Raw genomic sequence first — 23094 nt, forward strand, 5'->3', positions numbered from 1 at the left:
GAGGCCTTGCCGGCCTCCCTGAGCCGCAGAGCCTCTTCAACGGATATCTCGTCAAACGGGTTCATCGACATCTTCACGCCGTTCAGGTCGACGCCCGAACCATCCGGCATAACTCGGACTTTCACGTTCGCATCGATGACGCGTTTCACTGAAACAAGAATTTTCATGGCTGGACTTTCCGGCGCAATTTTTGATGAACCTTCAATATATTCTGCAAAGTTGGCGTCAAGCGTTTTCTCGCGAATTCGTTTTAAAGATACGAAGAATCTGGGATGATGCTCTGCATAACGCGGAGAGCCCGCCGCACTCGCCCGCTGGAAAACCGCGCGAAAGAGTCTCTATCGAGCGCAGCTTGATATTGTCACTCTCGCTATCGCAGCCGGCTAGTCGAGGTGTGATGGTTCATGAGAACACGTTGAGGGGAAAATCGAAAGGACCTTTCGGCCCGCGCTACGCCTCCTTGGCAAGGGGGCCACCTCAAGTAATGTCAGCGCAAACGCTCGCAAGGCTCCGTGAAATGAGGCTTCCTTGTTTAAAGCATGCTGGCTCCGTCATTCCCGTCGTCGTCTGCAAACTGACCATGCACAAGCAGAAAATCGAGGCCGGACCGGATGTCTTTCGATATGGCCGCACCTGCCTTGGCCGCGTCGCGTGCCACGAGCGCGTCGACCGCTTCCTCGCAATAGGAAGTCGCCCGAGCGTCGCCGGGTGCGACGCTAAGATGTCTGAGGAATGGACCGCACTGGAGCCAAAGGAGTTCGATATGTGATCTCAAAGTCTCCGAGCTGCAGTATTTGTAAATTCCGAATTTTAGCTTCTGATTGAAATCCAAGTATTGCTCGAGATTGTTGTCATTCAGCGCCTTAATAAGACCGTCGCTTGAACGGCGAAGCTCCCGAAGACCATCACTATCGATACGCTCGCAGGCTTGGAGCGTCGCGTGACTCTCAAGAAGAGCCCGTAGCTCCATGACTTCCTTAAACCGCGTCCTGGTGGCTATCGGAATAGCATACGTGCCGTTAGACTTCTGAACCAATGCTCGCTCGGCTAGTAACCGACCCAAGGCAGCACGCGCAGGCATCTCGCTGGTTCCGAGTGCTTTACCGACCATTCTTCCGCTGAGCTTCTGACCAGGCTCGAACCCGCCCCGCATCAGCACGGTTCGGAGTTGCTCGTACACTTGGTCTTGCATCGACTGAAAATCGATCGGTTCTAGTGCAAGTCCTGACTTCATAGTGGTTCTCAATTCAGGCATCCATATTCGTATAAAAGCACCAACACTGAATGCTGGGTAGGTCAAGCCGGGTGAAACTACCCGCCCGGCCGACTCGGTGATCGCGGCCGTGCCTAAGGAAGTACTTTCCCCGGATTCATAATGTTGTTTGGGTCGAGTGCCCTCTTCAAGGTCCACATGGTTCCGATAGCATTTTTGTGCTCCCATTCCATATACCTGGTCTTGCCATATCCGATCCCATGCTCGCCGCTGCATGTGCCACCGAGAGCGAGCGTTCGTTCGATAAGCCGATCATGAATCTCCTCGGCTAATTCAAATTCAGAGTGAACCTCCGGGTCGATGACCATGCCAAGGTGGAAGTTTCCATCACCGACGTGGCCGATAACGCTCACAAAGAACGGCACGCGTTCCAGGTCTTCGCGTGTCAGCCGAATGATTTCAGAGAGTTTAGAGATCGGAACGCAGGAATCGGTACCGTACACGCGTGCGTTGGGGCGCATCGCGAGGAGAGCATAATGCGCCTCGTGCCTTGCGTGCCATAGCTTATTGCGCTCCTCGATGTCGGTCGAGGACTCCAATTTTGATCCACCGTGTGACGCGACCAGTTCGGAGATCTGAGCAATCTGATCATCGACCGACGCGGTTGAGCCGTGAAATTCGAAGAACAGCGTTGGCGCGACATTGAGCTCGAGCTTGGAAAAGCGATTGACCGCGACAATGGTCTGCTCATCAAGGAACTCCACTCGGGCAAGCGGAATGCCGAGCTGTACTGCTTCCGTGACCAAGGTGACCGCGCCTTCGACGGTTGGGAAGCTCGACACACCAGATGCAATAACTTCGGGAAGGCCATATAGCTTGATGGTGACTTCCGTGATCAATCCGAGCGTGCCTTCGCTGCCAACGAAGAGGCTCGTAAGGTCGTAGCCTGCGGCGGATTTCCGCGCACGAGAGCCGGTTCGAATGATCTCCCCACTCGGAAGCACCACCTCTAGGGCCAGCACATTCGCCTTCATGTTGCCGTATCTGACGGCATTGGTGCCGGATGCCCGCGTAGCCGCCATCCCACCGATCGTCGCATCCGCGCCGGGATCGACCGGGAAAAAAAGGCCCGTATCCCGGAGATAGGAATTCAATTGTTTACGTGTCACGCCGGGTTCGACCGTCGCGTCGAGATCCTCGGCGTTGACAGCAAGCACAGCATTCATTCGGCTGAGGTCGATGCATACCCCGCCCCGCAGCGCATTGACGTTGCCCTCCAGGGATGTGCCCGCTCCCCAGGGCACAACGGGAACGCCGGCTTCGTTGCAGATCTTCAGGACTGCGCTCACCTCCTTCGTCGAAACCGGGAAGCACACCGCTTCCGGAGGAGCCGACGGCAAGTGGCCCTCCCCGCGGGAGTGCTGCTCGATTATGGAAGGATTAACACTGATCCGGTCGCCAAGAATCGCGGCAAGCCTCTCTTTGATGTTTTCGGCGAGTTTCATGTCATTGGCTTTCAAGGGAGTGATGGCATCCAACGCTGCGATATGGGCAAAAGCGACGGCCACTTGTTCAAGGGTAGCGCGCCCTACCTGCGGGTAAGGCTGCGCAGGAAGCTTTCCTTGCGGGCACTAGTGGACACGTCGAAGAATTTCTCGGGAGGAGAATCCTCGATGATGACGCCGCCTTCCAGAAACACAATGCGGTCAGCCACTTCGCGCGCGAAGTTCATCTCGTGTGTCGCGATGATCATCGTCATTCCCTCGTTGCGGAGTTCGCGCATTACCGAGAGAACTTCGTGTACGAGCTCGGGGTCGAGCGCCGAGGTCGGCTCGTCGAAAAGCATGGCTTCAGGTTTCATGGCGAGCGACCGCGCGATTGCGACCCGCTGTTTCTGACCACCCGAAAGTTCGTCCGGGTAATAGTCATGCCTCTCGGCCAGCCCCACCCGCGTGAGAAGATCCATCGCCCGCTGTCGGGCGTCAGCCTTCGAGATCCCGAGCACTTGGACGGGTCCCTCCATGACGTTCTGCAACGCCGTCATGTGAGGAAACAGATTGAAGTCTTGGAACACCATTCCCAGACGGGCGCGGACCCTGGCGATGCGGGTCTGGCTGTGAGGCTTCAGCCCTTCGGGAATCTCATCGTAATAAACCCTCTCGCCGTCGAGACGGATCTCACCGGCAGTCAGTGCTTCGAGATTGTTGACACAGCGAAGCAAGGTCGACTTGCCGCTACCGGAGGGGCCGACCAGGCAGACGACTTCCCCCTTGCGTATCGCAAGCGACACTCCGTTGACGACGGCCAAGGATCCATAGGATTTGTGGATATTGTTTAACAGGATCATCGGCTGGAACCCCTAGCTTCTATTGAATCGACCAGATTTGGCTTCGACGGGGCCGATCTCACACGGCGCTTTGTATGCATGCGTCGCTCCAGATATCGGACGAACAAGGCAGCAGGGAAACCAGCCACGAAATAGAGGATCCCGGTTACCGTATAGACCGTGAAATATTGATACGTGGAGGACGACACGAGGTTGCCGGTATAGAGCAACTCATTGACGGTCACGACGGACGCAAGGGCCGTGTCCTTGAAGAGCGCGATGAAGTAATTGCCTAGCGTGGGAGTCACAACCTTGAAAGCTTGAGGCAGAATAATTCTGATGAACGCCTTGGCCGGGGTCATGCCCAGGGCGGCCGCCGCATTACGCTGTCCGTCAGGAATGGATTTTATGCCACCGCGGTAGACCTCGCTGAGATATGCCGTGTAGTTCACCGTCAATGCCACAACCGCTGCGGCGAACGGATCAAGCTGAACGCCGGCAGCCGGAAGAACGTAGTACACGTAGAACAACTGCAAAATCAGAGGTGTGCCGCGAATAATCTCCACCAACGCTTCGAAGGGCAGGCGGACGAGCCAGAGGCGCGAGGTCCGAACGAGCGCCAGCGGAATGGCCAGAACGCCGGCCAGGACTATAACGATCAGCGTGAGCAAAATCGTATTTCCTAGCCCTTGCAACAGTACATATCCGTATGACCGGATCACGTCTAAGTTCAAGAGTTCCATCGTGTTCTTCGCCGATGGTCACCGGCCGATTTAGGATCGACCAGTGACGCAGTCGCTCCTTAATCAGTTCACTTGCAGCGGGAAGTAGAAGAGATTGCGATCCGAAAGCCCATTCCTGCGAAGGACCTCTGACATGGCGCCCGAAGCTCTGGCTTCCGCCAAAGCCTGATTGAAGGCGGCACGGAAGCTGCAATCCTCCTTGCGGAAACCAAAGCGGGCATAACCGTAGCCGTTCTTCAAAAGATCGTCCGGGATCGGGAAGCTCGCGAGGGATTCGACGTTCGCGTCGGGATTGGCCTTCTTAAACTCGGCGGCCAGGAGATCGTACTCAACGACTACGTCGACCTTGTCCTGCTGGATGGCAGCGAACTCTTCCGCATAGCTTTGGAAGCGCGTGGCTTCGATACCGACCTTTTTCAGGTATTCGTCAGTACCGGTACCAAGAAGAACCCCGACGCGAACGGTCGCAAGATCTTCGAAGCTCTTCACGTTCTTTGGGTTCCCCGCTTGGACAACGACAGCGGGGCCATACCACCAAACCGGACCACTGAAAGCGATAGTCTTCGAACGTTCGGGGGTTACGTGTAGGTCGGTTACGACCATATCGATACGGTTAGAAAGCATCGACGGAATGAGCGAGTTGAACGCGCCCGCCTCATAGGTGATCTTTGTGATACCCATGTGCTTGAGGACTTCTGCGTGTAGCTCCACGTCGATTCCTACGGCCTTGCCCGACGCCGGGTCGATACCGGACCAGGGCATAGCCGCAGCCACGCCAAGCTTCACACCGTTCTCGATCGCGTTTTCATAAGACTCGTCAGTACAAGCTGGGTAGTCTGCTGGTACTTCATAGTACGGTTCCGCTGCCACAGCGTGAAATCCTATGCCGACACTCATGATGATTGCGGCGCAGGTCGCACTCAAATAACTTGCAGTTCGGTTCATTTCATTCTCTCCAGTTGGTTTCGGTTCCCCGTGCGCCTCCTTCACCGGTGGCGAACGCTTTATTGCGAGGATCTGCCGGACTAAGCAGTCAGTCCCCGTTCGTATGCGAGCAGATCTGCCAACTGCGTGCGCATCTCTTCAACGAGCGCCGTGCTAGGCGCCCTATTTGGCAGGCGGACGGGGCCAGCCTCAAAGCCCGCAAGGGTCTGAGCAGCCTTCATCGGGCCCGGATTGGGCTCCGCGTAAACGCTGAGAAGGAAGTTCCGGATACGTCCGATCTGCCCCTGCGCAGTCTTAAGATCGCCTGCCCGTGCGGTGTCGAAGATCTGAACCCACGTACGCGGTAGAACGTTCGTAGAGGCCAGTACGCCTCCAACGGCACCAAGCGCGATCTGGGCTGCGAATAAGTGCTCATCCCCGGACATTACCGCGATGTGCTCCCCGACCAACTCGACGACCCTGGTGAAGGTGGTCTGGTCTGGGTTCGATGCCTTCATTGCGAAGACAGAACCGTCCGCCACGATGTCGCATACGGTCTCCGGTTCGAGTGAAACGAGAGTAAGATAAGGGATCTCGTAAAGCATCACGGCTTGGCCAACGCCGTCGGCAACTGCCTTGTAGTAGTCCCGAATGCCAGCTTGGCTGGGGGCCGTACCGAAGGGGGTGATGACCATCAGTCCGTTTGCCCCCGCCTCCAAGCAAGCGCGACCGAGTGCCAGAGTGTCGGGCAATCCAGGAGTGATAACGCCCGCAAGCACCGGCACCCTTCCGCCGACAGCCTCAACTGTCACTCCAACAACTTCAACACGTTCAGCAAAGGACAAGGCAGCTCCTTCGCCTGTCCCGCCAATTGCAACGATCCCAGCGATACCGGCTTGCAACTGAGTTTCGATCTGCTCCGAAATGGCGCGTGTGTTCAATCTTCCGTCGGGGGTCAGGGGCGTTGTGGTGGCCGTGTATAGGCCGTACGTCGTGAGCTTGGTCAGCGCCATGTGACTCGTCTCCATCCTAAAAGATCTGATTTCTCCTCCTCGCAATCGGGCGTTCCGTCGCGATGGGGTGATTTGTGACGGCAATTTTCAGAGAATGTCAATCGTGCGATCTACGATCTGCGATCGCGCTTTTTAGTTTGGTCACATAGTTTATCGAGCGAGCTCTTTGATTTCGCGAAAAAAACCGTCCACGCGCACCGTTTGAAAAAACGTATTGAATGTTGAATATTTTTGACATAGCGTTGCGTTCGTTGGGTGGCCGCTTCACACAACAATCGGGGACGCGGCAGCGAACAATTTCATTGAGGACGGTGGGATCGACGTACTTCGAAGGATGAGCGTCGGAGGGCTAAGTCGTGCCCTTTCCCCGGTTGCGAAAAGGCGCGCGGCAAATGGGATCGAAAGCATTTCGCGATGCCTTGCTCTCCGGCTGAAAGATCCTATCACCACGAGCCACCGGCCTACACACCTCGAGCGCTCCAGCATCGCCCCGATCTCTGGATCCGACCACAAGATTTGGAACCAGCAACCAGACTTTCTAGCTGCCCGAGTACCGGGTGTGCGCCGACAAGGAGAAGACATGCCAATCCACCAAGAGTTCGACCGCCTTTCAGGCACGTTGTTTGTCGACGGACGCTATTTGAAGAGCGCCGCAACCAATAGAATCTCGGTCATCGACCCGGCCACTGAAGATCGCATTGCTGAAATCGCGGATGCCACGGACGACGAACTCGAGAATGTGATCGACATCGCAAACTCCGCGAGGAAGGCGTGGTTGGCCATAGATTCACGCACTCGCTCTACGGCCCTTCACGAAGTCGCGGCAAAGATCCGTCGCGATAAGGCTGTATATGGCTATTTCATGACCCGTGAGGAAGGTAAGCCGTTCAAGGAAGCCGTCGACGAAACATCGTGGTGCGCTACCGCGATCGACTACTATGCCGAACTTGGGCGCAACGAGAGCGGCAGAATCGCTGGATCGACTGTTCCGGGCCAGTTCCACTTCTCGATCAAGGAACCGTTGGGAACTGTCGTTATCATTCTTCCCTTCAACTTCCCGCTTGTCCTCCTTTGCTGGGAACTGGCGGCCGCACTCGCTGCAGGCAATTCCGTCATCATCAAGCCGCATGAGCAGACAAGCATTACTACTCTAAAATTCATGGAAGTGTTCAGCGAACTGCCCAAGGGTCTGGTGCAAGTCGTTACCGGCGGCCCGCGTGTCGCTCAACACCTCGTCCGAAGCAAAAAGACCCATTGCATCGCGTACACTGGCTCTGTGCCGATCGCGCAGGAAATTCTGAGGGTTTGCGCCGAAACCTTCAAACCCGCTCTGATTGAGGCATCCGGCAACGACCCCTTCATCGTCATGCCTTCCGCTCCTTTAGATATCGCTGTGCGGGCGGCTGCCTTCGCTGCTTACCTCAACTGCGGCCAAGTTTGTACATCGGCAGAACGATTCTACGTTCATGACAGCATTCACGACGAGTTCGTCGAACGACTGGTCGCTGAAACGAAAAAGCTTCGCATTGGCAACGGCCTCGAAAATGTTGACATCGGCCCAATGGCGACGCACCGCCAGCGAGACCGCTTCGAGTCGCTTCTCGCGCGCGCGCGTCATGAAGGCGCAATTTTCGCCACCGGTGGCGGACGCCCCAATGGACTCAATCACGGCTGGTTCATCGAGCCAGCAGTCCTGACGAATGTGGATCCAAAGTCAGAAATCCTCAACGGAGAATCTTTCGGTCCCGTCGCGCCCATCTGTCGCGTGAAAGATTTCGATGAAGCACTTGAACTCGCGAACCGTTCCGAGTTCGGCCTTGGGTCTAACCTCTACTCCCGCGATATGGGCGAGATGATGCGAGCGGTCAACGAGATTGAAGCAGGTATGGTCTGGATCAATGCGCCGATCCTTGACAACGACGCGCTCCCCTTTGGCGGACGTAAGCTGTCAGGTATCGGCCGGCAGCTCGGCCCAGAAGGCCTAGCGCAGTTCCAGTCCTCGAAGTACGTGGTGATGGATCCAGAGGCCGCCCCGCAGGACTTCTGGTGGTTCCCCTACCCAGATGCGGAGAGTTTCGAACGGGCGAAATCCGAGTGAAATCGAAAGGTCGGCCGCATCACTGCGGCCGACCACAGGAATGCCCGAAACGCCTTCAAAACTCGCGGAGAAGGCCCCACTGATAGGGTCAAATCACGATTGTCGCGAAGCCAGACGCGACGAGGTCCGGGCGACGTTTGTCACAGTATGTGCGCTTTTGATAAACGAGAGCGGCTTGCCAACTTCGACTAAGCTTGCATGAAGCATGACGGCCCGTTCGTATGCAGCGTCGTCGAGCATATGACTGGAGCACGTCGGGTTTAATCCGGTTCATATCCGGCTGTCCTGAAGCAGTTTACGCATTCGGCCGGCGTAAAGAGTTCGATGATGGAACTGGCGGCTTTCCAGAGAGCGGGGATGGTTTGTTCGGCCCTTGACCGCATCAATGCCTTGAGCTTTGCGCATGCGTTTTCGATGGGGTTAAAGTTGGGACTGTAAGGCGGCAGGTAGAGCAGCCTGCGCCTGTCGCTTCCGTGGCGTCGCGCACACCGGCGGCCTTAGCCGCGCCGTCACCCTTGGGGCCGCGGTGTCAGTTCGCTGATCTTCGCCCGTGCGATCCAGCGGATCGCGCTCGATACCCCGACGCCGAAACGGGCCGCCGCCTGCCGGGCCGATGCCCCGTCATCCGCAGGTTTCAAGACACGTAACCTACACCCCTGCTCAGCGCTCTGGCCATCACCAACATCCGTCAAAGCGGATGTTGAATCAGAAACCAGCCGGCACGTCACATCACAATCGATTCATCGATACCCGGACGCGCTCTAGCAGGCTGTTGAAAAAGAAGCTGGCCTGGAGGCTTTCGCCGTGATTCACTCGCTTCGTCGAGTTTTGGAGTGATGCATGCGCGGCGGCGATGTGAGGACGGGTGAACTCTTCAGCTATGTCGATCTGGAGGATCGAGTTCGTCGTGATCATCCGCTGCGGGCAATCCGGCAGATCGTGAACGACGCTCTGGTTTTCTTGGAACGGGAGTTTGCAGCGCTCTATTCGCCGATCGGGCGGCCATCGATTGCGCCTGAGAAGCTTCTGCGCGCCATGCTTTTGCAAGCCTTCTATTCGATCCGCTCGGAGCGGCTTTTGATGGAGCGGCTGGAATACGACCTTCTGTTCCGCTGGTTCGTCGGCATTGGCATTGACGATCCAGCTTGGGACCATTCGGTGTTTTCGAAGAACCGCGACCGGTTGCTGGAAGGCGACATCGCCGCGAAGTTCCTCAGTGCGATCCTTTCGCAGCCCAAGGTAAAGCGGTTGCTGTCTACAGACCACTTCTCTGTCGATGGCACGCTGATCGAAGCCTGGGCGTCGATCAAGAGCTTCAAGCCGAAGGACGGCCCAAAGGGGAGATCATGGCGAACCACCTTCGAATGCAGGTGGTCGGAATGTCGAAGCAGACTTTCATGGCGAAAAGCGTTCCAACGAGATGCATGCTTCAACGACCGACCCAGACGCAAGACTTTATAAGAAGGGCAAAGGCAAGGAGGCCAAGCTGTGCTTCATGGGGCATGGGCTGATGGAAAATCGCCAAGGGCTGCTGGTCGATGCCTATCTGACTGAGGCCAGCGGATATGCTGAACGGGCAGCGGCGCTGCACATGATCGAACCTTTCGCTGATCGGACACAAGCGATCACGCTGGGTGCCGACAAGGCCTATGACACAAAGGACTTCGTCCAAGATTTGCGGTCGATGAAGGTGACGCCCCATGTGGCGCAGAATATTAATGGTCGCCGCTCGGCCATCGACGGTCGCACGACGCGCCATTCCGGCTATGGGGTCAGCTTGCGCATCCGTAAGCGCATCGAGGAGGCGTTCGGCTGGATCGAGACCGTCGCGGGGCAGGACAAGACGAAGTTCCGTGGCCGCGACCGCGTCGGATGGGCCTTCACCTTCGCGGCCGCCGCTTACAATCTGGTACGGCTACCGAAGCTGATAGCGATGCTGTCATGAGCGCGGCCAGAAACTGCCGCCTGATCGGCCGCTGGCGGATCGTCGAGGCCGATCTGTGGGGTCGGGATTATCTCGACCTGGTCGAGCCCGCCACAATCACCATCAGGGCCAACGGTCATGGCGAAATCGCCTTCGGTGCGATGCAAGCGGGCCTCGAACTCGGCTACAGCACGTCCATGGTCTCCTTCACATGGGCAGGATGCGACCAAATGGACGAAGTCTCGGGTGACGGACCTGCCGAATTGCTCGACGAGAGTACGATCGAGATCACTTTCGCCTATCACAATGGCGACGAGGCTATCCTAAAGACCAAACGGGAGACTTCTTCAATAGCCTGCTAGGGCGATCGCACGGCTATTGCTGTTAAAATTTTTCTCCGTAACAACGCGGATGGGTTTGGGCATGCTCAATCAGGAACGATGCAACAGGTGCTCGCCTATCTCAGCCAGCGATCGGCAGCCACTGAGGTCCATCGTCATGGCAAGTTCGTCTGATAGAATTTTCATCATCTGCACGGCGCCCTCCTCTCCCGCGGCGGCGGTGCCGTAGAGCATGCTTCGACCAACAAGGACCGCCTTCGCGCCAGAGGCGATGAGCTTGAAAACATCACTTCCTCGTCGAACCGAGCTGTCTGCGAGTACCGTAACTTCGTGACCCACCTCGTCGGCAATTTCGCGGAGCACGGCAATTGGTGACACTGCGCTGTCGAACATACGACCACCGTGGTTGGAGACAACGATGCCGTCCGCGCCAGCGTCCTTTGCCTGCAGCGCATCTTCGGTGCGAAGGACGCCCTTCACGACCAAGTTGCCCTTCCAACGAGCCCGCACCTCTCGTACGTGCTCCCAGCTCATGTCTGGCATCAAATCGAGAGACGGCCCTCCCCCTCGCTTAAGAAGACTTTTTCGGTATTCAACAGGATAATTCGCGAAGTTGGGCATCCCACTAGTCAACAGATATCGAATCAATACGCGAACGGCCCAACCTGGATGGTTTGCCACATCCCATACATTCCTAGACGAGAACCGGAACGGGATATCAAATCCGTTTCGGCGGTTAAATTCACGCTTGGGCATCACTGCTGTGTCAGCAGTCAGGACGAGGGTGCGCGCTCCCTTAGCCCAAGCTCTGTCCATAAGGTCGTACGACGCCTGTGCTTTATTCCATAAGTAGAGCTGAAACCAAACGGGCGCGGGAGTAGCGTCTGCGATCTCCTCCACGGATGAGATCGCCTCCGTTGCAGCACAATAGGGAATGCCAAATCTCGCAGCCGCTTTGGCGAGTTCCAATTCGCCCTGGTATCGTACCAAGCCCGCAAAGGCGGTCGGAGTGACGACGAGTGGTGACGCGTATTCGGTGCCGAAAAGCGTGATATTGGTAGAGCGCGGTGTTGCGTTCCCCTTCAGCACATGCGGTCGGATTTTGACCTCATCGAAAGCGGTACGGTTCGAGGCCAACGCCGTCTCGTCTTCCGCGCCCCTGTCGATGTATTCGAATATCCCTTTCGGAAGCTGGCGCTTAGCTATCGCGCGCGCCTCAGAGAAGTTCTGAAAATCCAATGAATGAGCCAAACTCGAAGTCCTATTGTGTAAATTGAAGAGTGTTCGCCCCAGTCACCCCTCCCGCCAGCTCAGTGTAAGCTGGAAGACTATCAACGCGCCGCTGCATCATACCATCCCAAGCCATATGGCGGATTTCGTAGTCGAACTTTCCGCTTAGCCAACTCCTGGATAAGATCGCTCTCGACCCCGTAGAACGTCCGTCCGGCTTCGTCATTCCAAAGGGCGCCAAATCACCCCAGGTCACGAAGATTTGCCTTTTCGCGTCTCGTGCGAACCCTAATGTAGGGACGGCCGCGGCGATTGTTGCCGCCGCAATCAGCTTCAGGAATTGGCTTCTCGTCATTCTCATCAGGACGGCTCCTTCCAGGAACTTGGTGAAACGACCTAACTCACCTCCTAAAGGTAGAGAAACTGCAGGTTGAGAGTACGCTATCGGATCGCAGGAGCGCTCAGAACGGCGCTGGTTTGCTGATCGCTGCACGGTGGTAAACGTCCAAAACGACTGCCGATCCACCAGAAAGCCGTCCCTGATTGAGAGGGTTCACATGGAGTTCCTATTTTATGACTTGATACGAATGCGTAGTTGAATTTTTTTGCACAAGCAATATGATTTTTTTAACACTTCAACATTTTTCACACCGACCTCGGGAGGCTGATGGAGCCACTGATGTTCGCAAACGGCAAGTTGAGCCGACTGAGCATCTCGTCACGCGTTTAATTTTTTGAACGCTCAACTTTCAATGTTTGGCATCACCTTATATAGATGCCATGACATGATGTGATGGAGATAGTTGTGAGATTAAAAGAAGCTTCGGGCCCGGACGAGGAGGAGTCCATCGTCGGAAAACAACGACCGAAAAATGACGCAGCGGAGCTTGCTGTGGGGGCACGCCTTAAGGCCATTCGTGAAGAGGCCGGCCTTTCTCAGCGGGAACTGGCGAAGCGTGCGGGTGTGACTAATTCCACGGTGTCGCTGATCGAAGCTGACTCTCACGCCCCTTCGCTGGCTTCCCTGCACCGAATATTGAACGCGATTCCGATATCGATGGCGGACTTCTTTGCGCTCCCAATCTCAAAACAGAATGTATTGGTTTACGATGCGCAGGACCTTGCGGTGGTATCGCGAGGTAAGGTCGATATGCGGGTGCTGGGAGGCGAACGGCGTGACAAGAAGCTGCAAATGTTCGTCGAACATTACTCGCCGGGTACGGACACGGGAAAAGTAGCAATCAAACACGACGGTGAGACCGCGGCCTGCATCTTGAAGGGAACGGTCGAGCTGGAGACCGAGGTAGGCACTCGACGCATTGAAGCTGGCGGCGGCTTTCATATTTTTGGGGCCCAACCGTACAGACTAAAGAACGTAGGCAAGAGTGTCGCCGTCGTCGCATGCGCTGTCACCCCACCAATGATCTAACAAACCCGCTTTGAACCATCAAATGCGTGTGGCATAAATGATTGTTGAAACTAGCAAGCCGAGAAAGTAGCAGTAACCGTATGCGTATTTTTACGCGCCGGGCTAAAGATTGAACCGCGAGAACAGGCCCCGCCTGCCATCCTCGCGGTTCTTTTCGGTAGTCAAGGGGTTGCCATCAAACTATCGGTTTCGCATAGGCATCGAGATGCTTGTCGGCAACTGCAACAGTAGCAAGTTCCTGCTTCAAGTCGAGATTCAAGCAGAAGAGCCAGTAAAGCACCCCACCCACCGGGATACCGACGAAGAAGGCGAAATCGACGCCACCGAGATATGTCGCGACTGGTCCCTGGTAGAACGACAGGTACATGAACGGAATCATTGAGATAAACGCAAGCGTATACGCAGCAATTCCACGCCAGTTCCAGTTGCCGTAAATTCCGTTCGGATTGAAGATTTCAGTGATCGAGTAGCGTCCCTTCCGCACGATAAAATAGTCGACAAGATTTACTGCGGTCCATGGTGCCATCAGGTATGCCAACACCGCAAGAATTGTATAGAAGGTCGTATTGATGAAATCCGTCGGGAGCAGAACGCCGACGATGGTTGCCGTCACGCCGATCACGGCAATGGTTTTAATTCGCAGGCTACGCGTCGGTGATGTCTCAACGACGCTGTCCATCGCGGTGATTAAGGTGAGCGCCCCGCCGTAGACGCACATTCCGTTAAATATCAAAAGAGCTGTTCCACCCACGACGAGAAGCACTGCGCCAAAACCAGGCATGATCTGGTTGCCGGATTCCTGAAGGGCAAGAGTTAAGCTGTCATTCGGGTAGAGAGCCGCCCCAACGGCCCCAACCGCCTCCATTGCGAAGACACCAGCACCCGCACCGAACGCTGTGTAGAATATGATGGACCGATGGCTTGTGGTGGGCGGCATGTACCGAGAGTAGTCGGAGACGAAGAAGGCCCATGAAAGCTGGTATGCGAGCGATGCCGAAACCACCATCAAGAATGGCGTGAACTGGAACGTACCGGAAAGTCTCGTTTGCTCTGGGGGGAAACCGACTCCAAACACGATGCCGAATGTGAAGGTCGCCAGAGCAACCAAGAGCACGACTGTCGTGTAGCGCTGACCGACATGAAGCCAATGGTAACCGAATATAGCGAAGACGACAGATATAATCCCAAGCAAGATTCCCGAAGTGCTCGCGGAACCGAGACCGAGTTGTTCCGATGTAGCCCCCATGAGATTAACGTTTAGCACAACGTAGCCCCAGTAGACCATGACGGCTACCAGCCAGATGAAGATGGCTCCGTAACGGCCAAACTGGGGACGCGTCTGCACCATTTGCGGGAGCCCGAGATGTGGGCCTTGGCTTGCATGTGCTGCAACCGGGATCGTCCCAAGGATGGTGCCAAGGAGTAAGCCGATCAACGTCCAGGTAAGATTGAGGCCCAAAGTGATGCCGATCGCACCTGTCGCGAGGCTCAAAAGTTGTGCACTCCCGGCAAACCAAATCGTTGCTTGGTCCGAAAGCCGCCCATGTCTTTCCGACAGGGGAACATAGTCGATTGACCTATGCTCGATCGCGAGCGCATTTCGCGCGATCGCCGGCCCCGAAGCGATTCCTGCTTGTGTTTCCAATTGAGTTGCTCCCATTTCCCGCGCTAAGCAGCGCACAACTCCGCGTTGGGAAAAGCCACGGCTTTTCCGTCGACAGACGTTCCTGACGATTAGACACTAGGCTGCCCTGTACCCTCTATTGAATCTTGCTCAAAGGGCAATGGACGCAATCTATGTCCAATTTTTTAAACATTCAATGCGTTTTTTTTTACACTGCTGGAGTACGCCTCGTCTCCCCGGATAGTCAGCTGCCCTGATAACTGCCGAGGGATGATATTTTGAGCGCGGAATGAGGATGGATTTCGTTGGCATCGGGTTCACAGCTTGAGCAGTAAGCTTGTCTCCTTTGCAGTGTACGCTCTGTCGTTGTCGGGCAGATGTCCGATGGCTTGTGGTGTCGCGTTGCGCCGAAGCGCTTCTCGACGGTCTCCAGCATCATGTCCCGCGCATCGGAGACGGATATCCGGGCATTGACGACAGTCGTCCAGGCTATGATCTCGCGGCCGAGGGCGTCGATAATGAACGCCAAGCTGATGACGTCGCCGTTCCAGCAGGTGAGCTTAGCGAGTCCGAGCACCAGCGAAAGTTCGAGCGTATCACCATGGCAAAGCCATCGTGGACGCGGCCATTGCGAACGGTGGTGTGCTTCTCCAGCAGCATGGCGTTATTGCTCCTGATCCGGTGGACTCGCTTGGGGTTGACGACCGGCTGATCGGCGACTCGCCTTTCGCGATTGAGCAGCGCGGCTCTCCGCCGTTAGCGATAGGTGGGCCTGGCGTCGACGAGCCTGCGGAGGGCTGACAGAAGCTCGACATCCTCAGCCTTATACGGCCGGCGCGGCTTTGATCTGCCTTCAGAAGCTCAGTAACATTGGAGCGGGATACCTTGAGAACGTCCGCGACGGTCTTCATCGGCACCATGCTTCGGCAACGAGAGCTGCCGCTATTTTTTGAACCTGTGAAAAAGCGTCGCGGAGAACCTCGACCTCCATCCTTGCGGCCCAGCATGTGCTCCAACTCGGGAACGCGCTCCTCGAACTTCCTGACCGCAGAATTGCCGACGACCGGCTCATCGTAATCTAAGACAGCCGTTCCTCACTCACTGAGAAGTCTGCCCTCGATACAGAAGGCGTGGCGCAACTCCATGACGCCGGGCGGCCGACGAAACCGTATCGCTTAACTCCAAACTCCCCATGATAATCTGCAGCTTCTGCTCGGTTGTCCACCCCCGTACCAGGACGTCGCCAGTGATCACTGTGTTTCGGCGTGGAATATTGGCTCTGACTCAATCTCGATGATGTTTAGGCTTCAATTGGCGTGGTTTTCTCTGGAGAATCACCGCCATGCGGACCCGATTTCGACTTTCCGATCTGATCCCGGCCGAATTCAACGTTGAAGCAGTGCACGATGCGGCCGGCGCGATTGTTGTCGTAGCATCTGGCCGGTCAGAACAATGTAGATGCCCCCACTGTGGAATCGTCTCCCGGCGCATTCATAGTCGCTATCCTCGGAGGCTTGTCGACCTGCCGTGTGCGGGTCGGCGGATCGAGCTGCACCTGACTGTCAGACGCTTCGTCTGTAGTGCCGGCAATTGCCGCCGAAAGATTTTCGCCGAGCGCTTTGGTGACGACGTAATTCGCCCCATGGCTCGCCGTACAGCACGCCTGGACTGTCTGGTTCGCCATCTTGCTCTCGCAATGGGTGGTCGCCCGGCGGCCCGATTTGCAGATCGTCTCGGATTCCCGGTGAGCAATGACACGCTGCTGCGAACCGTTCGCCGATACGACCGTCCTGCGCCGATACCACCGAGCGTCATCGGCATTGATGACTGGGCCTGGCGACGCAATCATCGATACGGCACCATCATTTGCGATCTTGAACGCCGAAGGGCAATCGCATTGTTGCCCGACAGGGAACAGGCGACCGCCGAGGCCTGGCTGATCCAGCAGCCCCAGATCGAGATCGTCGCAAGAGACCGTGGCGGTGGATATGCGAAGGCCGTCGCACGAGCTCTCCCACACGCAGATCAGGTCGCCGACCGTTGGCATCTGATGGAAAACGCCAGCCACGCTTTTCTCGACGCTGTTCGTAAATCGATGCGGCAGGTCCGGATGGCGATCGGCACTGCAACCGTAAATCCGAAACTGCTGACTGCCGCTGAGCGGCTGCAATACGAGGGATATCTGCGGCGTGAAGAGGCAAATGCCGTAATCCGCGGGTTCGTCGCTGATGGTGTCTCCATCAAGGAAATCGTGCGCCGAACTGGGCATAGCCGAAAGCTGGTCCGCAGTGTCGTTCGTGGTCAGCGGACCGACATCTTCCGGGTCCGGCAAACCTCTCTCGAACCGCACCTGCCTTGGCTTGAAGCGCAATGGGATGCTGGATTGCGTAATGGCGCCGAACTGTGGCGGCAGCTTCGACTGGCCGGTTTTGGCGGAGGCCTGCGTGTTGTCACCGAATGGGCAACGAGACGAAGGCGAGCAGAAAAGGCTGAAAGCGGACTCGGCTATGCTCCCGCCGCGCGCACCGTCGTTCGCCTGATGACCATCGACCGCAACAACCTGACCAAGGCTCAAACGATGACGGTTGCCGCCATCGAAGAGAGGCTGCCAGACCTTGTAGAGGCCAGGGACGTCGTCGAGAGCTTCCACGGCATGTTGCGCCGCAAGTCCTCCGGTGATCTGGAGGCCTGGATCGAACGCGCGGCGAAAAGCCTGGTCGCATCATTCGCGAATGGCGTTATCCGAGACCGAGCGGCAATCCAGAATGCCATAACCTCCCAGTGGTCGAACGGTCAGACAGAAGGCCAGATCACAAAGCTCAAGCTCATCAAACGGCAAATGTACGGGCGCGGGAAACTCGATCTGCTTGAGGCACGGATCGTCGGAGCGCCCTGATGTCATCGAGATTGCGTCAGACCCAAGATTGGACGCCGATAAGGGGTCAACATTCCGCGCCGATTGACGGTGATCACTCCATGCGTCGACAGTCGGTAGACATAAGCTTGTCCTCAAGCCTGTGCTTACTGCTTATGCCGACTGTCCGGTCTAATTGAGGCACTTCAGTTTCAAGGGGCAATTCCAGATGTCAAGCTGGTGACCCTCGCCCCGTGAAAAACTTGCACCGTAGCGCGACCGGACTTGTATCTGAAACCATGCGAACCGGCGAGAACTCAAGCCACACGACGCTGCGGGATTTGTTCTTCCTTGCCGCGATTTTCAGAGAAATTGAAACGATTTACCGCTTCACTCAAGAGGCGCGCTTCATCTCGAAGCGATACACTTGCCGCAGTCGTTTCCTCAACCATGGCTGCATTTTGCTGTGTAACCTGATCCATCTGGTTTATCGAGCTACTGATACTTTTCAGGCCAACGGATTGCTCGTCCGCTACCACAGAGATTTGCCTTACATTCTCATTTATTGCTGTGATCTGCGCTGTGATCCTGCTCAAAGCGCGGCCGGCTTCTCCGACAAGTCCGACCCCCTCTTGTACCTGCATCGCAGACGAATTAATCAGCACTTTGATGTCCTTCGCTGCTGCAGCTGACCGTTGGGCTAGTTCACGTACTTCCTGAGCGACGACGGCAAAGCCTTTCCCAGCCTCACCCGCACGTGCCGCCTCTACGCCAGCATTCAGGGCAAGGAGATTTGTTTGGAATGCGATCTCATCAATGACGCCTGTGATACGGGTAATCTCCAGCGACGATTGGCTAATGCTCTCCATCGACTGGACCGCGCACTCGACAATATCGCCAGTCGCAACTGCATCCTTGGTGGCAGCGCTGACGCTTGACGCAGCAGCGGAAGCTCTCGTCGCGCTTGCTTGGACCTGTTCCGTAAGTTCTGCCATCGCGGCGGCGGATTCTTCTAAGCCTGCCGCTTGCATTTCAGTCCGTCGCGCCAAGTCGGTCGCACTTGAGCTAATCTCCTCTATCCCTGCGTTGATATGACTTACGCCCCTGCCAACCACGCGGATTGTCTCTTCTAAGCTGGACAAAGCCGAGTTGAAGTTGACCCTGAGCTCGGCATATTCACCTCGGAACTCTTCCCGAATTCGGCAGGTAAGGTTACCCTGCGCAAGGTCCTTCAACGCTTCCCCGACCACACGCACTACGAGGCGCTGTTCTTCAAGCGCGTCCGCGCGAGCGGCCTCGGCGGTAGCGCGCTCACGCGCGTTTGCCTCTCTCACATTAGTCGCCTCTGTTTCCGCACGCTCTCCTTGGATGAGGGCATGGCGTAGCTTTTCCAACGCGGTTGCGACCGCTCCCATCTCATCCGATCGACGTGTATCTTTGGTTGATTCACTATAGTTCCCAACGGCCAACGCTTCCACAACTTTGACCAAACGCCCAATTGGACGGGCAAGCATTATTCTTGTCGTAACAAATAAGACGAGCGCTATTATAAATACTACAAAAAAGCCTGCCGAGACCATTAAGGTAATTTGTTCGTTCACCGCAGAGGCAATTACCGAAGTCGGAACGTCGACGCAGACAACCCACCGGACATTCAAATGCGGCACTTCGAAAGGAAGTAGGACGCGGGTGTAATTGACCCCATCGACCTCAACGTCTTCTACAATTCCAGTTTTCTGCTCGGTGATCGCCTCGGACAGTTCCTTTTGGCCTAGTCCATCATAATTCTTTGTTGTTTGGTCCGCACTGGGCGCTACGATCCACCGTTTTGCCTGGGAAATAACATATACTCGCCCTGACCCGAATGGCCTTTGTGCGCCAAGCTTGGCGGATAGCGCCGTTAGGTCTACGTCCATACCAGTCACACCAATAAGGCGATCTGCACTGACGACTGGATACGAGATCGTGGATAAGAGGAAAGATCCTTGCGCGTCGACCCAAACGTAGGGCTCCGTTAGGTGGCCCTGCCGGGACTTGGAAGCTACGTGGTAGTATTCAGCGCTATAATCGAGGGCGACTGGTGCCATCGATAGAGTCCCGCCGGGCTTTGTCCACGTAGGCGAAAACGCGCCATTACTTGCTGATCCAAGCGTCGTGTTTCCCTTGAACTCTGCCGCCTTTCCGTCAAAAGCGTTGGGCTCTTCCATGAACCAGCTGCTGAAAACGATAGTGGCTTGCGCTGTAGCACGTAGCATGTCGATCACCGCAGCACGATCAAGATAGTCTTTTTCTCTGCCTTGGCCGATCAAAGCTGCCATCGTGGATGTCGGAGCCGATAACGCTGTCATTTCCGCTGAAATGTCATTTGCCAATTTTGCAGCTTCGAGTTTAGCCTGCTGGACGGTCAGATGCTCTATCCGGCTCTTCGTAACCAAAACAAGGATAGCATTTGATAATACTAAGACTAGGGCTATCGCGGCAGCAGTAACAGCGATTAGCTTCAAAGCAAGAGACCGTTTCGTGCGCATTTTTGTAACCACCCCAATCTAATGAGCGAGAGTTTCAGTCAAACCAAGTCTAGCATTCTCCGCACACCGGTCGACCAGCACGTCTTGTTTGCCAATCGTGCGGAGGACAGCCGTTGCGTGCACCGAAGGAATAAAATTGCGCATCTACTTGTGACATCGATAGTCACGGATCAATACAAGGCCGTTGCATGGAACAAGGCGCGTCCGTTTCCAGGTGCACGACCTGTCGTATTCGCTTCCGGCGTCCACGCTCTTTTTATAACATGGAATAATTATCGTCGAGTTAAGACGAGACTCATTAGTTCGCTCAATCCTGGCAAAAGCCGCAGCGCCCCGACGTATTTATGAAGGTACCGGGTGAACCTGTTCCGAGATTAACAGACGCAAAACCGGTCCGACGCTGTGGATAGCGACTGATGGCCGTCCGCCGGTCTTCGAAGGACGATTAATGCGCGTGGCGTTATTGCGCACAGGCTTTTGACGACCGCGTTTCAAATCATGCGCAACGAGCGCCTAGCGCCCAGCGGGGCGGCTGCTAATGGGAGGAAACCGCATCGTTGATGACATCCCTACTTCCAGATGATGTATTGGCGAACAACGCAGGACTTGTCCGCTCCGCTTCGGAAGAAATGAAGATTACGAGCCGAAATACGCTCTCTGACAAAGACAAACCCCAGCGAATGACTCCGGGATAAAGTTCAGTTAAGATTCATTGGGCAGTGACGGCCACCCTAAGGTCTAAGAGACCTAATCAATTAGCGTTCGTGGACAAAGGGTATCCATAGTTTGACTGCGGCAATTGCGACGAAACCGAGGTAGGATTCCTTGGTCTTGTCATAGCGGGTCGCAACGCGCCGCCAGTTCTTGAGCTTGTTGAAGAGCCGTTCGATCTGGTTGCGCCATTTGTATTTGGCTTTGTCGTGCGGGATCGGCTCGCGCCTGTTGCTTTTTGAAGGGATGACAGCCTCGACCTTGGCACTGGCGATTTCGTCGCGAATGGCGTCGGCGTCGTAACCCCTGTCGGCGAGGAAAGCCTCGATCCGATCGGAGATCATCCGGAACAACGGCGCAAAGCCTTGGGTATCGTGCGTTTGCCCGGGCGTCAGGACGAAGCCGAGCGGTCGACCTTTCGCATCGCAGCGGGCATGGAGCTTGGTGGTGAAGCCGCCGCGCGATCGACCAAGCGCCTCGGTCTCCTGAGACCCCTTTTTATGCCGACCGCACAATGATGTGCCCGGACAATTGTGCTGTCGATCATGTCGGCGCTTCGATCCCGCTCGACCATCTCTGCCAGCGTTTCGAGCATTGCTTCGAACACACCGGTCTCGACCCAGCGTCGGTATCGGCGAAAGACGCTGTTCCACTTGCCGTATTCATCAGGCAGGTGCCGCCATTGCGCACCCGTGCGCGCCATCCACATCATGCCTTCGAAATAGCGCCGATTGTCCTGAGCAGGGCGGCATCCGCGTCCTTGCTCGGGGGGAAGAAGCGGGCCGATCACCGCCCATTCCTCGTCCGTCAAACCGACCCTTTCGCCCAAGGCTACCTCCAAATGAAAGCCTTGAATCAAAAACCGATTCCGCAGTCAACCTTTGTCCACGAACGCTAGCCAAGCGATACATTGAAATATAGTCGAACCCGCAGGAAGAGAGGAAGAGAGAAACCGGGCGCTGTTGATTGTATGCATTTGGCGAGCAAATTGCACGCCGGGTTGCTGTACCGGCGTGCTGCGAAGACTCGATGTCTACATTCTAACCTCTGACCAAATCGCGCCATACAGCTTTTGGATCGCGGGTGGGCAGGTCGTAGCCCAGTATCCCGCGCCTTTCAAATTGTCCGGAATTAGAAACTCCGGCGCTGAAGCAATTCCGCTCTTCATGAATTGATCCGAGCCGTCAATTCCATTTGCAAAGTTGGTGAAATCCGACTCAAGAGCGATGTTCTGCGGATCCATAATGAAATTGATGAAAAGCTTCGCGTTTTCCAAGTTTGGGGCGCCGGCTACAACGCCAATGTTATCCATCCAATACGGGAAGCCTGTTTGCGGGTAACCAAACGCGATATCTTTGTTCTGCAAGCGCTCCTGTAGAGCAACTCCATTCCAATCAGCCGATGCAGCGTAATCGCCTTTGATCATGGGTTCACGTGTCATATAGTCCATAGAGATCCAATGCTTCTTCGCCTCGAGAAGCTTATCCCTCACCTTCATCAGAAGGACTTTGTCATCGGTGCAAAGCTCTTTCCCGCCCAGATAATGGATCGCGAGCCCCATTATATCCAGCATTTCGGGCTGTACGTTGATTTTCCCCTTAAGTTCGTTTGGCGGATCAAATATAATCGCCGCTGTATTTATATCGCCTTGATATACTGACGTGTTCACACTGACTCCGACGACATTTATGAGCCATGGTGCTGTATATGCCCGACCCGGATCAAAAGGCACATCCACCCATTGCTTATTCACGTTTCGAAAGTTTGCCATTTCATTTGGATTTGACCTAAAAAGTAACCCCTCCCTAATGAAAATCGGGGTGTATGTAGATGCTCCAACAAAAAGATCGAACCCATGTCCACCAGCCTTTAATTTTGCCAAGGCGGTATCGTTTGTATCGTACTCCGAGATTGTAACCTTTACGTTGTATTCACTCTCGAATTTTTTGATCATTTCTGCGCTTGTGTAGCCACCATACGTATAAATGTTGAGTTCTCCATCCGCGTAGGCAACTTCACTTGCGAGGACTGTCGTCAAAGCAGCGATCAAGGCGGTTTTGGTTATCATGATATTTCCTCCCTATTGGCGGATGTCACCTTACACCGATCACAGGGCTAAGAAAAATTAATTAATCC

The 23094-nt window shown here is 55.6% G+C and carries 14 protein-coding genes and 6 pseudogenes; 5 read left to right on the plus strand and 15 right to left on the minus strand.

Annotated elements, in window-relative coordinates; all coding sequences use genetic code 11:
• The 7 genes and pseudogenes from ACYJRZ_RS25945 to ACYJRZ_RS25975 all read right to left on the minus strand — a co-directional run.
• Window positions 1–167: pseudogene (locus ACYJRZ_RS25945) on the minus strand (electron transfer flavoprotein subunit beta/FixA family protein); the annotation flags it as partial.
• A gap of 365 nt (window positions 168–532) precedes the next feature.
• Window positions 533–1234 (minus strand): GntR family transcriptional regulator, encoded by a 702-nt coding sequence (locus ACYJRZ_RS25950; RefSeq protein WP_427142534.1) that lies wholly within the window; start codon window positions 1232–1234, stop codon window positions 533–535.
• A gap of 113 nt (window positions 1235–1347) precedes the next feature.
• Entirely contained in the window at window positions 1348–2718 is a 1371-nt protein-coding gene (locus tag ACYJRZ_RS25955) for an FAD-binding oxidoreductase (protein ID WP_459463719.1), read from the minus strand.
• Between the two features lie 83 nt (window positions 2719–2801).
• Window positions 2802–3560: an amino acid ABC transporter ATP-binding protein gene (locus ACYJRZ_RS25960; protein ID WP_427142536.1), complete on the minus strand. Its 759-nt coding sequence runs from the start codon at window positions 3558–3560 to the stop codon at window positions 2802–2804.
• Window positions 3557–4282 carry an amino acid ABC transporter permease gene (locus ACYJRZ_RS25965; RefSeq protein WP_427142537.1) on the minus strand — a complete coding sequence of 242 codons (726 nt, stop codon included), beginning with the start codon at window positions 4280–4282 and terminating at the stop codon, window positions 3557–3559. Before ACYJRZ_RS25965 ends, ACYJRZ_RS25960 begins: the two co-directional genes overlap by 4 nt.
• Window positions 4283–4345: 63 nt before the next feature.
• Window positions 4346–5227 (minus strand): transporter substrate-binding domain-containing protein, encoded by an 882-nt coding sequence (locus ACYJRZ_RS25970; protein ID WP_430764122.1) that lies wholly within the window; start codon window positions 5225–5227, stop codon window positions 4346–4348.
• An 80-nt stretch (window positions 5228–5307) separates the two neighbouring features.
• A complete protein-coding gene (locus tag ACYJRZ_RS25975; RefSeq protein WP_427142539.1) occupies window positions 5308–6219 on the minus strand; it encodes a dihydrodipicolinate synthase family protein in 912 nt (303 codons plus the stop codon).
• 580 nt (window positions 6220–6799) lie between these two features.
• Between ACYJRZ_RS25975 and ACYJRZ_RS25980 the strand changes: the two genes are divergently transcribed.
• Entirely contained in the window at window positions 6800–8317 is a 1518-nt protein-coding gene (locus ACYJRZ_RS25980; protein ID WP_427142540.1) for an aldehyde dehydrogenase family protein, read from the plus strand.
• Between the two features lie 260 nt (window positions 8318–8577).
• Here the strand turns inward: ACYJRZ_RS25980 and ACYJRZ_RS25985 are convergent.
• A pseudogene (locus ACYJRZ_RS25985) lies at window positions 8578–8822 on the minus strand (transposase); the annotation flags it as partial.
• A gap of 7 nt (window positions 8823–8829) precedes the next feature.
• A pseudogene (locus ACYJRZ_RS25990) lies at window positions 8830–9009 on the minus strand (helix-turn-helix domain-containing protein); the annotation flags it as partial.
• 148 nt (window positions 9010–9157) lie between these two features.
• Between ACYJRZ_RS25990 and ACYJRZ_RS25995 the strand changes: the two are divergent.
• A pseudogene (locus ACYJRZ_RS25995) lies at window positions 9158–10262 on the plus strand (IS5 family transposase).
• On the plus strand, window positions 10259–10603 hold the full coding sequence (locus ACYJRZ_RS26000) for a hypothetical protein (protein ID WP_459463720.1): 345 nt from the start codon (window positions 10259–10261) through the stop codon (window positions 10601–10603). The pseudogene ACYJRZ_RS25995 and the gene ACYJRZ_RS26000 overlap by 4 nt, the downstream one beginning before the upstream one ends.
• Window positions 10604–10672: 69 nt before the next feature.
• On the opposite strand, the gene ACYJRZ_RS26005 is transcribed toward ACYJRZ_RS26000, so the two are convergent.
• Complete coding sequence (locus ACYJRZ_RS26005; RefSeq protein ID WP_430764126.1) at window positions 10673–11833, minus strand: alpha-hydroxy acid oxidase; 1161 nt, start codon at window positions 11831–11833, stop codon at window positions 10673–10675.
• Between the two features lie 784 nt (window positions 11834–12617).
• Between ACYJRZ_RS26005 and ACYJRZ_RS26010 the strand changes: the two genes are divergently transcribed.
• Window positions 12618–13241, plus strand: a complete 624-nt coding sequence (locus ACYJRZ_RS26010; RefSeq protein ID WP_459463721.1) for a helix-turn-helix domain-containing protein — start codon at window positions 12618–12620, stop codon at window positions 13239–13241.
• A gap of 175 nt (window positions 13242–13416) precedes the next feature.
• Here ACYJRZ_RS26010 and ACYJRZ_RS26015 read toward each other — a convergent pair whose 3' ends face one another.
• Window positions 13417–14886, minus strand: a complete 1470-nt coding sequence (locus ACYJRZ_RS26015) for a purine-cytosine permease family protein (RefSeq protein WP_427142546.1) — start codon at window positions 14884–14886, stop codon at window positions 13417–13419.
• Between the two features lie 311 nt (window positions 14887–15197).
• Window positions 15198–16137: pseudogene (locus tag ACYJRZ_RS26020) on the minus strand (transposase); the annotation flags it as partial.
• 70 nt (window positions 16138–16207) lie between these two features.
• Here ACYJRZ_RS26020 and ACYJRZ_RS26025 point away from each other — a divergent pair.
• Window positions 16208–17761, plus strand: a complete 1554-nt coding sequence (locus ACYJRZ_RS26025; RefSeq protein ID WP_459463722.1) for an ISL3 family transposase — start codon at window positions 16208–16210, stop codon at window positions 17759–17761.
• Window positions 17762–18036: 275 nt separating this feature from the next.
• Here the strand turns inward: ACYJRZ_RS26025 and ACYJRZ_RS26030 are convergent, their stop codons facing one another.
• The 3 genes and pseudogenes from ACYJRZ_RS26030 to ACYJRZ_RS26040 all read right to left on the minus strand — a co-directional run bounded on the left by ACYJRZ_RS26030 (window position 18037) and on the right by ACYJRZ_RS26040 (window position 23026).
• Window positions 18037–20247, minus strand: coding sequence for a methyl-accepting chemotaxis protein (locus ACYJRZ_RS26030; RefSeq protein ID WP_459463723.1), 2211 nt, complete (start codon window positions 20245–20247; stop codon window positions 18037–18039).
• A gap of 755 nt (window positions 20248–21002) precedes the next feature.
• Window positions 21003–21748: pseudogene (locus ACYJRZ_RS26035) on the minus strand (IS5 family transposase).
• Between the two features lie 243 nt (window positions 21749–21991).
• Window positions 21992–23026 carry an extracellular solute-binding protein gene (locus ACYJRZ_RS26040; protein ID WP_024899825.1) on the minus strand — a complete coding sequence of 345 codons (1035 nt, stop codon included), beginning with the start codon at window positions 23024–23026 and terminating at the stop codon, window positions 21992–21994.
• Window positions 23027–23094 lie beyond the last annotated feature (68 nt).

The organism is Rhizobium sp. No.120 (genome assembly GCF_054558365.1).